Source organism: Microbulbifer sp. HZ11 (genome assembly GCF_000708675.1).
Taxonomy (GTDB): domain Bacteria; phylum Pseudomonadota; class Gammaproteobacteria; order Pseudomonadales; family Cellvibrionaceae; genus Microbulbifer.
Window position 1 is genome coordinate 1,074,103 of sequence record NZ_JELR01000002.1, and the last position, 14,214, is coordinate 1,088,316.

A 14,214-nucleotide genomic window follows, 5' to 3' on the forward strand; every position below is an offset into this window, starting at 1 on the left:
ATCGAGCTCTTAATCGTTACTTTTTAATTAAAAGTTCGGATTAGAACTTGTACTGAGCACCTACGTAGTACTGACGACCGGTAGTGTGGTCAACCACGATACGACCGGAGCTGTCGATCATCTGACGGTTGGCTTCGTTGGTCAGGTTGATACCTTCGAAGCTCAGCTTCCAGTTGTCATTCACGTCGTAGCTGGCTACGAAGTCGATGTTGCCAGTACCTTCGGTGTACTCGGTGTCGTTACCGTTACGCACAGCCGCCGGAGATTGAGTCAGGTAGTCGCTACGCTTGGCGTAGGAAACACGTGCGCTCCAATCTTCGTTTTCGTAATAAACAGTGGCGTTGTAGGTATTTTTGGACATACCGGTCAACACGTCGTACATCGGGTCTTCTTTGGTGCCGTAATTCATCTCGGAATCTACATAGGTGTAATTCAGGATAAGGCCGTAGTTGTCGAAGAACATTTGCTGATACTGCAGCTCGATACCGCTCAGCTCACCACCTTCACCGTTTACGTTACGAGAAACATCCCAGATACTGGTTTCGTCATAACTACCTTCATCGGCAAGCGCAGACGCGTCCAGGCCAGTTTCAGCCCAGGAAATACCGGAGTCGGTCTGACGGGTAATGAAGGAATCGATATCCTTATAGAAATAGGCTGCTGCGAATACCGCCTCATCAGAGAAGTACCACTCGTAAGACACGTCATAAGCGCGGGCACGGAACGGATCCAGTTTCGGGTTACCGTAGCTGATGCTGCCGTTAAACTGGTCAATCTTACCGCCCGGAGTCAGGGTACCCAGAGACGGTCGCGCCATGACGTCGGCCACGGAGAAGCGCACGACCATGTCTTCATGAACGTCCAGCGCCAGATTCAGAGATGGCAGGGTATCGTCATACTCGTTTTCGGCAGTGACGCCAACCAGGTTGCCACCAATGTCGGCGAGACCTGCGGATTCCACTTCAGTAGTTACCTGACGCACACCCACATTTCCGCGCAGCGGCAGACCCGCAACTTCAGAGCTCCAATCCAGCTGCACAAAGTAGCCAAGGCTATCTTCTTTCACGTTGCGGATATCTTGCGCACGTGGTGCCATACCGGTCGCAACTTCGTCAGCATAAGTGGCCAGGGTGGAATGCACATCGGGGGAGAACCAGCTGATACCCTTCATACTGGTTGTGCTACCCGCGAGTTCAGTTGCGGAAATACCGCTGAACTTCGGACCAGAGCGCATTTCAGCCACATCGAACTCAAAGCTTTTCTGAGACACGCCACCTTTCACCGTCATGGTGTCGTTCAGATCAAACTCCAGATTGAACGCCGCGGTGTCAAAGCTGTTATCCACAGTGTTTGGACGATGACGCAATTCAACGAAGTCAAAATTGGACGGGTCGGAAGTATCAAAGTCCGCAAAATCAATGCTACCGCCGGAGGTGGTGGCGTTGTAGGTAAAACTGTTCTGCACATTGATTGCATCAACGATGGCAGTGGTCTGCATCGGGTTGCTGTAGTTGGACTCGGATGTACCCCAAAGGACATCACCGCGCAGACGATCGGTAAACTCGTGAGATGCACGGATTGATACTTGGTCGAATTTGGTTTCCAACTCATCGAAACGATGCTCAACACGTAGATCGTAATTATCTACCGTCATGGAAGTAATGGTTCCATTACTGTCCATGGTGTAATCCGTCACATCGTATTCCGGGTAGTTGCCGCCATCCTTCAAGCTAACAGATACAAACTCTTCTTCACGAGTAGCGTCGAACCGAGAGGTCAGATAATCAACCAGAATTTCGGTGCTTTCGGTGGGACGGAACTGCAGAGTACCGGTAAAGCCCTGGCGCTCCTGCTCGTGGGTAAACTTGCCGTAGCGCGGAATACGTGGGAAGAAACCTTCGTTCAGTGCTGCCAGCTCACTGTCATCCGCACAGGCAGAGCAATTGGCAATTTCTTCACTGGCAGTCCAGCGCACTGTGGAGAAACCTTCCTCCAGAATATTGCGATCGGAATAGGAGTAAGAAGCCATCCAGCCGAACGTCTCGGCTTCGTTCTTGCCGCCTACCAGGAAGGAGGTACGCGGATTCGCTTCCTGTGACTGGCTGTTATAGCCGTACTGCATATTGGCCGCGAAAGTAAATTCATCAGCCATGTCCAGCGGTCGGCCGGTACCCAGGTCAACGGTTGCACCCAGGGAACCCTCGTCGAGATCAGCCGCCATGGTTTTGTGAACGGTCAGATTGGAGAACAGCTCGGAAGCAAAGGTGTTGAAGTCAAAGGTACGATCGCGGTTCGCGCCGCCGGAGGAATCGGCACCGCCGGTAGTGGAAATCGCTTCCAAGCCGTTGATGCGCACACGAGTGAACTGGGAACCCAGACCACGAACGGCGATGTTACGGCCTTCACCCGCGTCGCGGGTAATGGCTACGCCGGGAATACGTTGCAGGGATTCCGCCAGGTTGAGGTCAGGGAAATCGGCGATGTCCTCCGCCAAAATGGTGTCTTTGCTGCCTACGGCATCGCGTTTCTGGTCGAGGGCTTTCGCGAGGCTGGCACGGTAACTACCGGTTACCGTGATCTCTTCCAGGGCTGCATCGCCAGAGGTATTTGCTTCCTGTGCAAAGGCCGGTACCGCGATCATGGCCATCGCAAGAGTGAGTGGTTTCAGCTCGAAGGTCTTCATGACTCTCATCTCCGCTTATCGTCGTTATTTTGGTAAAACCTTTTTTGGTAATACCGCTTATTATCAATGCAGGTCGATAGTCTCACACGGATTACCAACTATCAACTTTTGGCAGACCAATTTATGTTTGTTTCCGCTCGATATTTAATCGACACGAAGAATAGCGCGCCATATTCGACAGATCCAGCGCGGAAGGGGCCGCGCTGGACGACTTAATAAGGGAAGATCTGGACGGGCCAGAGGGACAAATTAGCCGGGCTGGAATGGCTGACCATTAATCGCCACATTGTTCACGGTCAGGCCAGTTACCTCTTCGATCACACCAAGAGAATCGGCGTGATCAATGCGGCTGTTGGAAATTTGCAGATCGCGGATCGGCGCCCGCTTAAAGCCTCGAATCTGGAAGGCGCGCTTGGCTTCCTTGCACACCAGGTTTTCCACCTGAATGTTGTAGACAGCGGGATCGAAGGCGCCTTTATCACCCTCTTCGTAATAGAAGTTGATAACGATAACGTCCTTGACCTCTCCGATGGTCAGGTTGCGCACGTAGATGTCATGGATCTCGCCGCCACGCACCGAGTTGGTCTTGATACGCAGGCCGCGCTCCAGGTGCGGGCTGCTCATCACACAGTCCTCCAGGAAGACATTGCGCACACCGCCGGAGATCTCGCTGCCCAGCACCAGGCCGCCGTGCCCATCGCGCATCTGACAGTTCCGCACCACCACGTTCTCGGTCGGCACATTGACCCGACGGCCATCCGCATTGCGACCCGACTTGATCGCGATACAGTCGTCGCCGTTATCAAACAGACAGTCCTCGATCAGCACATTGCGACAGGACTCCGGATCGCAGCCGTCGGAGTTGGGGCCATGGCTTCTCGTGGTTACACCGCGCACGGTAAGGCCGTTGCAGAGTACCGGATGAATCACCCAGAAAGGCGAGTTCTCCAGGGTGACGCCCTCGATCAGCACACTGTCGCACTCGTAGAACTGCACCAGAGGCGGACGCAGGAAGGAACCTTCGGCATACATGCGCTCGGCCACCGGTACGCCAGCCTCAACATCTCTCATCAGTGCATCCCGCGGACCGTGCTGGGTATCGCCTTCGTTGGTGCTGTTGTCGCACTTGGTGTTCTCGCCCTTCCAAGGCCACCAGGTGTTGCAGTCGGCACCGCCGTCGATCAGCCCCTTGCCGGTCAGGGCAATGTTTTGGCACTTGTGGGCGTAGATCAGCGGGGAATACCCCATCATCTCCATACCCTCCCAGCGGGTTTTTACTGCAGGCAGATAGCGCTCGGGCTCGGGAATGAAATGGATTTCCGCCCCTTCCTGCAGGTGCAGTTCGGTATTGGAAACCAGGTGGATGGGGCCGGTGCGGTATTTGCCCGCGGGTACCACAATGCGTCCACCACCCGCCTTACGACTCGCCTCCACCGCGGCAGCAAAGATTTCGCTGGCATCCTCGCCCTCCCCCTTGGCACCGAGTTCCCGCAGATTGAAATCCCGCGCGGGGATTGCCGGCAATTTGATGTCTGACAGGATTTTCGGCACTGGGGCCCAGGGACCGGAATACTCCGCTCGCGGTGGCCGGCTCATGGCAACCGCCTGAGGCAAAAGCCCGGGTATGGCGGGTAGCGCCGCGGCGGCGGCCAGTGATTGCAGAAAGACTCGACGATTGAGTCCGGTCATAAATACCTCCCGGGCGTTATTGTTTTGCAGATGTAGAATCGGGGTTCATCACTGTCGGGCCTCACAAAAATGGCAAGACCAGTGTGAAAATCGCCCCAATATTGTCATACCAATTTTTCCGGGGCAACAACCAGCTGGTTACGCCAGCGTTCACTATGCGCGTGTATTCAGCAGCGGGAACCCCAGGGCAACCGGGCCAAAGACAATTCTTCAGGCAAAAAAAAGCCGGCACTGAGCCGGCTTTTTCGGAGAGAGAAGAGCGTTAAGGCAGTGCAAAGCGCTGTCGCGCCGCGCTCATTTCACGGCGCGCCTGCTCCAGTGCCTCAGCTTCGGTGGCGTCGAGCAACTGCTGAACAACCCGCTGGAGGTGATCGCGCATGGCATTGCGCGCGCCGTCCGGGTCGCGACTCTTGATCGCTTCCAGAATTCGACGGTGCTCCTCAATACGAGGTTTGGAGCCAGCCTGACGCACTTTCTCCAGGATGCGGGCGGAAACCGATGAACTGTTGCGCAACTTCCACAGATGCTCACACACGGAAACCACAGCGTCATTGTGGGTGCACTGCGCAATGTGCAGGTGAAACTTCTCATCCGCTACTTCAGCACTGGATTCAGTCGCATTCTCCGCGACCATTTCTTCCAGGATGGACTCCAGCTGCTGCACTTCCTCATCGGTCATCTCGCGTGCGGCCAAGCCCGCGGCCTCACCTTCGAACATCATCCGCGCCTGCAGGATCTCGAACGCACCGATATCGCTCTCTCCGGCAGAAAATGCACTGGCTTCCGTGTCAGTCACATACACACCGGATCCACCTTTGACCTCCACGCAGCCCGCCAACTCAAGGGCGATAATGGCCTCGCGGACGGTGGGGCGACTGACCTCAAAACGCTCCGCCAGCTTGCGCTCCGCGGGCAGACGGGTACCGGCCGGGTAATCACCGGCGGCAATGGCAGCGGCCAGTTTTTCGGCCACCTGTTGATAAAGTCTGGCACCCTGCATCTAACTTCTCTCCTGCACTATTGGCTGCATCTGTTCTTGTTGGATTCGCGTTCCGGGCGCACAAAACTCGGGGCAACGCCGGCGCAGCCCGTGGCTCTCCGGTCGCGTGCCACCGGCCGCTCTCCAGCCGCTACTCGTAAATGGTAATCCCGTTTGAGCCGAATTCAGACAAACCTGCCTGACCCATCCGGACCCGCCAACAGCCCCGCCTTACCAGGTCGCAAGCCCCTTGAACCGAAGGCTTTCGAACGAATCGGTGCATATATATAAGTTGCGGAAATATTGCACGGATTCTAGCAGATGGGGTTTAACCACCACAATACAGAAATAGCCAGCACAGTCTTACCAAATTGGTCTACCCTTCCGATTGCGGCCTTACCAATATAGTGTTAGATTGCAACCAATCATAACGACAACTGACCGCAAGTCCTTTTCAGCGGAGTCAGGACAAGATGGATCTCATTCATATACATACCGACGATAACGTCGCCGTCAGCAAGGCGCCTCTGCCCGCCGGCACGCTGGTCAACTGGCACGGCAGTATGATGCCGCTGGTGACCGATGTACCCGCCATGCACAAGGTCTGCGTGCGCCCGATTGCAGCGGGCCAGCCCGTAATCAAGTACGGCCAAGTTATCGGCTTTGCGCGGGAGGACATTGCTCCCGGCACCCATGTGCACGAATTCAATATGCAGGCGGGCGACCATCAGGTGGAGCACGACTTCTGCCGGGACTATGTGCCGACGGAATACGTCGCGCCAGAGCTGCGCGCCACATTTATGGGATACCGGCGCCCCACAGGCAAAGCCGGCACCCGCAATTATCTCGCCGTGGTTTCCACGGTAAATTGTTCGGTGACGGTGTCCCGGGCAATCGCCGCGCATTTTCGCGATAGTAGCAAGCTGCGTGATTTCCCCAATGTGGACGGTATTGTTGCTCTGGGCCACGACAGTGGCTGCGGCATGTCCACTTCCGGCGAAGGCTACCAGACCTTATTGCGCACCCTCCACGGCTATATCGCACACCCGAATTTTGCCGGCGTTCTACTGGTTGGCTTGGGTTGCGAGGCCATGCAGATCGGTAGCCTGATGCGGGAAACCGGTCTTCAGGAAGGCGACAACTTCCAGGTGATGACGATCCAGCAACAGGGGGGTACTCGCGCGGCGATCGAGTCTGGCATCGAGCGCCTGACTGAAATGCTGCCGGCTGCCAATGCTTGCGAGCGCGAGGTCATCCCGGCATCCGAACTGACCCTGGCGGTTCAGTGTGGCGGCAGTGATGCCTACTCAGGAATTACCGCCAACGCCGGCCTCGGCGCTGCTGCAGATATTCTGGTGCGTCAGGGGGGCACCGTGATCTATTCAGAAACCCCGGAGATTTATGGGGCGGAACATTTGCTCACTCGCCGTGCCTGCTCTCCGCACGTCGCGCAAAAACTGGTGGAGCGGATTAAATGGTGGGAGCATTACACCGCAATCAATGGTGTGGAACTGAACAATAACCCATCCCCGGGCAATAAAGCGGGCGGCCTGACGACTATTGCCGAAAAATCACTGGGCGCACAGGCAAAAGGCGGCACTACCGCACTACAGGACGTTTACCTGTATGGTGAGCAGGTGCGCGAAAAAGGGCTGGTGTTTATGGACAGCCCGGGGTTCGACCCGGTATCCGTCACCGGGCAGGTGGCGAGTGGGGCGAACATCGTGTGCTTCACCACCGGGCGCGGCTCGGCATTTGGTGGCAAACCGGTGCCGAGTATCAAACTGGCGAGCAATTCGAACCTGTTTGAGCGTATGCGTGAAGATATGGATATCGACTGCGGCGGTATACTGGATAAACGGTTCACCGTCGCCGAGTGCGGCGAGATGATATTTCAACATATTCTGGCAATCGCTTCCGGCGAGCAGAGTGCCAGTGAAAGGCTGGACTACGGCGACAATGAATTTGCACCCTGGCATATCGGCGCGGTGGTGTGATGCCATCCAGTCCGCCACAAAAAAACCGGCATCAGATGCCGGTTTTTTTTGTGGCCATCGATGGGCAAACGGCAGTAATCAGGCCGTTTCCAGCTCCCGTGGAAAATCCACCAGCGCCGACTGCAGATAGGCAGGCGTGCACTTGGGACATTGCTTGTAGACAAAGGCTTTACGTGCGCGGTGATATTCTGCCTGCGGATCAAAGAAAGTGCGCCGCATAATCTCCAGCTCCTCACGACGATAGGCTGCCAGGGGCTTGATCCGCTCATCCTCGGCGCGACGCTCCCGTTTCTCCGTCAACAACAGGCTGACGCTTTCCGGTGCGGCCAGAGCAGTGCAGTAATCTCGCAACTTACGGTTAAAGGCCAGCGGATCTTCCGAAAACAGCAGGTCTGCATAACCGTCCTCCAGCGCCTCCGAGGCAAGCACCGGCATACAGGATGTGGTGTAGCGCTTCGCCATCTCGCCACCAACCCGGCGCGGCAACAGGTAGGTCCAGTACTCGGAACCGTATAGGCCCATGGTCTGATAATGGGGGTTGATCACAACCCCATCGCGCACGATGACCAGGTCTGACGCCAGCGCCATCATGGCCCCGCCAGCACCGGCATTGGAGCGCACCGCGGAAACCGTGATCTTGCCCTGGGTATGGATCACCTCTGCAACAAAATCATCGATGGCGTTAATGTTTTCCCAGGACTCCTCGGCCGGGTCATCCGCCGCTTCAATGGTATTGAGATGGATACCATTGCTCCAGAACTCATCCCCGCCCATAAGCACAATCACCTTCACATCGGAAGCCGCCAGCTCGCGGTATTGAGTCAGCAATGCTTTGCACTGCCCGGTGGACATGGCACCGCCGTGGAAGGACCAGAATAGATAGGCCACATTATCGGTGTACTCGACCCAGATATCCTGCACCGCAGGCGGTGCCTCCGGAAGCGCATCCACCGGGTAATCCAGCAATGGCGGAATCACGTCTGCCGCCGGTAGTTTGAAGCTACCGGCGACTTTGGCGTGAGAAAGCCACACCGCACCATCTACCGTTGCCCGACAGATGCGGCCACCGGCACTGACCAGATACGCCCCCGGTGTGCCGGTAAATTCCTGCGCGGCCACGCCGCCGAACAGGTTAACGGTGACCCCGCCGATTTCTTCCCGAATACCGGGCAGGCTATCCGCGGCGCGCAGTTTTTTCAGCACTACCGCGGTGGTGTCCTGCTGCCAGTCAATGGCGCGGTCCTTCTGCGTCATGGTAGGTAACAGACAACCGGGCGCACGGGCTTCATCCAGCGGGCGCGGCACGAAATCATTTTCCATAAAAGACTGGATCGCCTGCTTTACCAATGCCACAGCGGTGGTGGTAACTTCGCGGCGATAAAGGCTGGATTTAGAGGCGCCGGGACGCAGTGGAAAGTTTTGTGTACCCCAGATATCCCCGGCATCCATGGTGTCATTGGCCTGCAACAGGGTGACACCCCAGCGGGGCTGCTCCTGGTGGATGGCCCAGTCCAGCGACGAAGGCCCGCGATCGCCTTCGATGCCGGGATGCACCACCAGACAGGGCAGCTGCTGCCATATCGCATCGGGAATTTTATGTTTTAAAAACGGACAGATGATCAAATTCGGGCGAAAGCGCTCGACCGCTGCTTCCATCTCGGTGTCACTGGTAGCTAGTTGCACCAACAGTTCACACCCGGATCGAGACAGTTCGCGGTGCACGCGCTGACTCAAACCATTGAAAGCACTGCACAGTAGCAGTACGCGCATTTATACCTCCATGTATATTGATTGTTATTATTTACGTCCCCACATGCTTGCTAAATACACGATGAGACAACAGGATAATAATAAAAATTATCCCGAAATCAGCAAGCGATTTAGATTATCTCCCTTCAGTGAGAACCAGGTCCGACTAAATTGTTGCATTAAGTCTGCCAATTTTGCATCAACCCCTGGTCGTAGAAATAAAAAAGGCACGAGTCTCGTGCCTTTTTTATCAGGTTTTTACGGTATTGAACGAATGACCGGTAAAAACGACCTATCGAATTTTTATTCGGTTTCCATGCACCGTGGCGACGGCAATGGATGCCTGCGGGCACCATTGCGGGTCAGGAACGTTCGGGTGCTTTACTCAGCAGTACAATAATCAACGTAGCCAGTGGACCGAACAGCAAACTGATTATCCACCAGAAAAGCCCACTGCGATTTTTTCCCTGGGCAAGCCCCGCATTAATCAGAGACAGCGTTCCCCAGCCAACCAGCCACTCTCGCGACTGGATCATGACCTGATACTCTTCCATGCGGCGGACTCCTTGAACGTGGTGGCTTTAACCGTAAAAAAATCAGGCAGCGTTAGCTGTCCTGCAGGAAACGGGCAATAGTGCGGAAACCGTGCCCCTTGGCACCTTGCGCCCACTGATCGTTGGCGCCGGGAAGGTAGGAGCCGGAAAGATCCATATGCACCCAGCCGCGCCCTTCATCACGCACGAATTTCGCGAGAAATGCAGCAGCAGTGGATGCGCCCGGGGTACCATCCATCCCGACGTTGGCAATTTCTGCAAACCCCGAAGGGATCTGCTCCAGATGAAATTTTTCCAGGGGCAGGCGCCAGGCTTTTTCATTTTCTGCTTTTGCTGCACTCAGCACCTTGTCCGCCATGGTATCTTCCAGGCTCAGTACCGAGTTGTAGTCCCGCCCTACTGCCATTTTCGCGGCACCAGTCAGGGTTGCTGCGTCGAGAATATACTTCGGGTTCTGGTCACTGGCTTCCAGCAGACCGTCCGCCAGCACCAAGCGCCCTTCCGCATCGGTATTCAGAATTTCCGCGGTCACACCATTTCTGTAGGTGATCACATCACCCAGTTTGAAAGCGGTTCCGGAGATCAGGTTCTCCGCACAACACAGGTACAGCTTGACGCGCTTTTGTAATCCACGGGCGATAGCCAGCGCCAGGCCGCCGCTCACCATGGCAGCGCCGCCCATATCAGATTTCATGTGTGCCATACCGGCGGACGGCTTAATACTGTAGCCACCGGAATCAAAGGTAATGCCCTTGCCCACCAGACAGATATCCACTTCTGCATCGCTATTGCCGGTCGGGTTGTAGTCAAGCTGCAGCATGGCGCCGCCACGCACACTGCCACGGCCCACGTTGTAGATGCCCATAAAGCCTTCATCCAGCAGCGCGTCACCGTCGACGATGCGGTAGCTCACCGCGTCCGGGGCAAGTTTCTGCAACATATCCGCAGCGCTTTCGGCCAGTGCCCGGGGGAAGATATTTTCCGGAGATCCGTTTGTGATTTCACGCACCCACAAGCCGGCCGCTTTGCGCGCGTCCAACTCCTTGCGCTCCTCGCCCTCTGCCAGCCCCCAATCCAGGGTGCTCTTGCGGTTAGGGTTGTAGTAACCCGCCCAGAATGCCCAGCGACTCTCCAGGTCCCAGCTGTCACCGGCAAGAGTGATGTCGGTAATGCCCATACCATCCAGACGGCGCGCAGCGCGCTGTACTGCCACCAGAAGACCGCCGGTTGCATCCGTGGCATGAATACGCGCTTCGGATTCCGCAAAGCTCAGCAGTGCATTTTTCCCCCAGTGCTCTGCCGCCGCAGTTGTTTCCAGCTTTACCTGCATCGCCGTTGTCATCTTCACACCTTGCTTGATTTCGAGAAATAGAATGATGGGCAGCCTAAAGGCTGCCTGTGTCTGTGACACTGTATTGGGTCATTCTAGCAGCCTTGCAAGGGCGGTTTGCGCCGCCATGGAAAGTGCCGATAAACTTCACAGGCAAAAAATAACAACAAGGATGTGACTTATGGCCGATGCCTGCCACTACCACTCCAGTGCCGATGCCGTCTGGCACTGCATGGGCTGCAGCAAGGAATACTGCGGCGACTGCATTCCCGGGTCTGTGGATAACTACTATCAGTCCACCCCCAAATGCGTTCTGTGTAATAACCGACTGGAAAATGTCGGCGCGAGTAACAAGGCCAAACCCTTTTGGCAGATGGCGCCCTTCTACTTCCGCTATGCCATCACCTCCGGACCGCTGACGGTTTCCGCTATTTGCGCCGTGGCAGCGCTGGCCATCAGTGGACTTGGCTGGCTTTCTGTACTGGTATTGGTGGCCATGCTGGCGGTGGTGATCCGCTACAACCTGCTGGTGATCGAAAAACTGGCCAGTGGCGACTTGCAAGCCCCCACATTCGGCGACGCTCAGGACGGGCGTAGTGCAGCAGTGTTTGCGCGGGTAATCGGCATGATCCTGGTTGCCGGTGGTGGAGGCGCACTGGTTATGAACACCTTCGGTGCAGGCGCCACACAGGCGTACTCCATCGCGCTGTCGCTGCTCGGCCCCGCGGCAATGATCGTGCTGGCCCTGCAACACAGTCTGCGGGCGGCGGTAAATCCCCTCAAGCTGCTGCACTTTACCCTGATTATCGGCTGGCCCTACTGGCTGCTATGGCTCTCTACCAGTGCGGTCTCTGCCGCACCAGGATTCCTGCTGCCAATTGTTGCCGGCACACTGCCCGTATGGATGTTGCTGCCCCTGCTGGCATTTGCTACCAGCTATTTCTCGATCGTCACCAGTGCCATGATGGGGTATATCTGTCTCACCCGGCAGAAGAAGCTGGGCGTCACCTCCCAGGTGGACGACCAGGACTATCTCGAGGAGCGGGAGTTTGACCGGCGCAAGGGACTTGCAGATGCAAATATCTTCCTGCGCGAAGGGCGATATGAAGAAGCGCGCAAAACTCTGGTCACGGTTTTGCGTCAGCAGCCCAATGATATTGCCCTGAACGAACGCTACTATCGCCTGCTACTGGCCACCGATGACAAGAAAGCATTGCGAGAGCTGGGGCCACATCTGCTGGAGCGGTTCGTTACCCTGAACCAGCCCCACAAGGCCGCCGAGTTGTATATGGCTACGCTGCAATCCCAGGGTGCTCCTGCCATTGATAAATCTCTGTTGCGCCACCAGATCGCCGAGGCACTCTACCGCCAGCGTCACTTCAAACCGGCACTGGCGCTGGTTAACAACCTGCACAAAGAAGACCCCCACTACACCCGCTTGGATAGCGCATACCTGCTGCTGGCAAAGATCTACATGGATGGATTCAACCGCACGGACAACAGCCGCAAGCTGTTGGCGTTTGTGCGCGGCAAGTTTCCAAAAAGTGCGGTGCTTGGGGAAGTGAAACAGCTGGAGGCGATTCTCGCCGCGGAGAGCGCGCAGCCAGCATAAAAGAGGCTTCGTGGCGGCACCGCTACCGGGTAAAGCCTCGCGAGACACGCCGTGAACCCATCCATGGGGGCTCTGCAAAAACATCCTGTTTTTGAAGGTCTCGCGAGGCTTTACCCGGCATCGGCGCCTTCGCATCAAAGGGTAGAGCTCTAAACCGTCGCCGGCTGTAAGGTACGCGCAAAATCCAGCGCCTTGCGCGCCCGCTCTTCATCGCCGCAACGGCGGTAATGCTCCACCAGGCCATTGGCCAGGCGCGCCATCAGCGGGTGGCGCTGCTGCTTTTGCTGCAGGCGCTGCAGCAGTACTTCCACCAGTTCCCACTGTTTATCCCCCGCTGCGCGCTGAGCCAGCACCAGGCAAACCCCAGAGTTCAATGCACGGGGCTCACGGGTATCGGCGAGGTAGCGCTGTAACCCTTCCGCCACAGGGGCAAATGCCTGCTCCGGATTTTTCGCCAGGGCAAACAACGCCAGCCAGGCGCGGTGATGAGCTTCACTCTCCGGCGCCAGCGCGGTCAATTCAATGGATTTGTGGATAAGTGCCAGGGACTGCGGGTGCTGACGCACCGCGCTGGCGGCGGCCTGACCCGCCTCCAGTAGTTTGCCGCTGTTGTGCAGGGATTCAATGCGCGCCAGCGCCAGCTGCTCTGGTGTCGGCGGCAGATCTTCTTCCACATGTATCTCGCGACTGGGGCGCACGCGGATCAGGGCCATGGTGCAGGCGAAGCCCGCCAGTAGACCGCCGAAATGTGCCCAATAGGCGATATTCTCACTGCCGAAGAAATACCCGAACACTTCCTTGCCCAACCAGAGGGGCAATACCATGAGCGCCGGTGCGGTAAATTCGCCAAAGGCAAAGCCGAGGGTATAAAAGAAGCGCAGGCGGCGAATACCATAGACCGCCACAAACATCCCCATTACCGCAGAGACAGCGCCGGAGGCACCGATCATCGGCATCATGCTGCCCGCTTCCACCCCCATATGCAGTCCGGCAGCGGCAAGGCCGCCCAGCAGATAGAGACCGATAAACCAGGCGGCACCCAACGCCAGCTCCACCGACAGGCCAAACAACAGCAGGAATACCATATTCCCCAGCAGGTGGTCCCAGCCCCCGTGCAGGAACATGTGGCCAATCAGCCCCTTGAGAGTCGGCTCCGCGGGTATCAACCCAAAGGCAAAACTGGACAGGCTGTCGCGCCGCGCGGCAAATTCCTGCCGCTGTGCCAGCCACTCTTGTGCGCCCTCCTGTTCAAGCCGGATCACTAGCCAGTTGTGGAACTCCCGGCTCCACAGCAGTTGCTGGTAAATAAACTCTTCGCCGGCACCCTGCGCCTGGGTACGCCATTCGGGTTTTTCCGAATCGACAAATTCATAGAAGCGCCCCTCGTCCAGCACCGGCAGCTCGCTGGAGAAGTAGAACTCTTCCGCCACCCGCCAGCGGTCTTCGTCGCCGCTCTGATACAGCACGAACACCAATAGATTGACGAGGATCAGCGCAAAACACACCAGTGGTGGCCGGCGCCAGTCGGGTTTGTTCTGGATGGGGATAATCAGCAAGGGCGGGCCTGTGTGGGTTGGGCAGTGGGCCATTGTTATCAGAAGGCACCAGAATACAGGGGCTG

Annotated in this window: 9 protein-coding genes; 2 read left to right on the forward strand and 7 right to left on the reverse strand. The window is 56.7% G+C overall.

Annotated elements, in window-relative coordinates; translation table 11 throughout:
• Nucleotides 1–40 precede the first annotated feature (40 nt).
• The 3 genes from AU11_RS12195 to AU11_RS12205 form a co-directional block, all read right to left on the reverse strand.
• On the reverse strand, nucleotides 41–2,683 hold the full coding sequence (locus tag AU11_RS12195) for a TonB-dependent receptor (protein ID WP_043319629.1): 2,643 nt from the start codon (nucleotides 2,681–2,683) through the stop codon (nucleotides 41–43).
• Nucleotides 2,684–2,932: 249 nt separating this feature from the next.
• Nucleotides 2,933–4,372: a glycoside hydrolase family 28 protein gene (locus AU11_RS12200; protein WP_043319630.1), complete on the reverse strand. Its 1,440-nt coding sequence runs from the start codon at nucleotides 4,370–4,372 to the stop codon at nucleotides 2,933–2,935.
• Nucleotides 4,373–4,634: 262 nt separating this feature from the next.
• Nucleotides 4,635–5,372, reverse strand: a complete 738-nt coding sequence (locus tag AU11_RS12205; RefSeq protein ID WP_043319631.1) for a FadR/GntR family transcriptional regulator — start codon at nucleotides 5,370–5,372, stop codon at nucleotides 4,635–4,637.
• Nucleotides 5,373–5,824: 452 nt separating this feature from the next.
• Between AU11_RS12205 and AU11_RS12210 the strand changes: the two genes are divergently transcribed.
• Nucleotides 5,825–7,348 (forward strand): UxaA family hydrolase, encoded by a 1,524-nt coding sequence (locus AU11_RS12210; protein WP_043319632.1) that lies wholly within the window; start codon nucleotides 5,825–5,827, stop codon nucleotides 7,346–7,348.
• 78 nt (nucleotides 7,349–7,426) lie between these two features.
• On the opposite strand, the gene AU11_RS12215 is transcribed toward AU11_RS12210, so the two are convergent.
• The 3 genes from AU11_RS12215 to pepB all read right to left on the reverse strand — a co-directional run bounded on the left by AU11_RS12215 (nucleotide 7,427) and on the right by pepB (nucleotide 10,993).
• A complete protein-coding gene (locus AU11_RS12215; protein ID WP_043319633.1) occupies nucleotides 7,427–9,118 on the reverse strand; it encodes an enoyl-CoA hydratase-related protein in 1,692 nt (563 codons plus the stop codon).
• Between the two features lie 341 nt (nucleotides 9,119–9,459).
• On the reverse strand, nucleotides 9,460–9,651 hold the full coding sequence (locus AU11_RS12220) for a hypothetical protein (RefSeq protein ID WP_043319635.1): 192 nt from the start codon (nucleotides 9,649–9,651) through the stop codon (nucleotides 9,460–9,462).
• A gap of 52 nt (nucleotides 9,652–9,703) precedes the next feature.
• Entirely contained in the window at nucleotides 9,704–10,993 is a 1,290-nt protein-coding gene (gene pepB, locus AU11_RS12225; RefSeq protein ID WP_043319636.1) for an aminopeptidase PepB, read from the reverse strand.
• A 169-nt stretch (nucleotides 10,994–11,162) separates the two neighbouring features.
• Here pepB and AU11_RS12230 point away from each other — a divergent pair, with 169 nt between their 5' ends.
• Nucleotides 11,163–12,593, forward strand: a complete 1,431-nt coding sequence (locus AU11_RS12230; protein WP_043319637.1) for a lipopolysaccharide assembly protein LapB — start codon at nucleotides 11,163–11,165, stop codon at nucleotides 12,591–12,593.
• Nucleotides 12,594–12,742: 149 nt separating this feature from the next.
• Here AU11_RS12230 and AU11_RS12235 read toward each other — a convergent pair whose 3' ends face one another.
• On the reverse strand, nucleotides 12,743–14,149 hold the full coding sequence (locus AU11_RS12235; RefSeq protein WP_043319638.1) for a rhomboid family intramembrane serine protease: 1,407 nt from the start codon (nucleotides 14,147–14,149) through the stop codon (nucleotides 12,743–12,745).
• Nucleotides 14,150–14,214 lie beyond the last annotated feature (65 nt).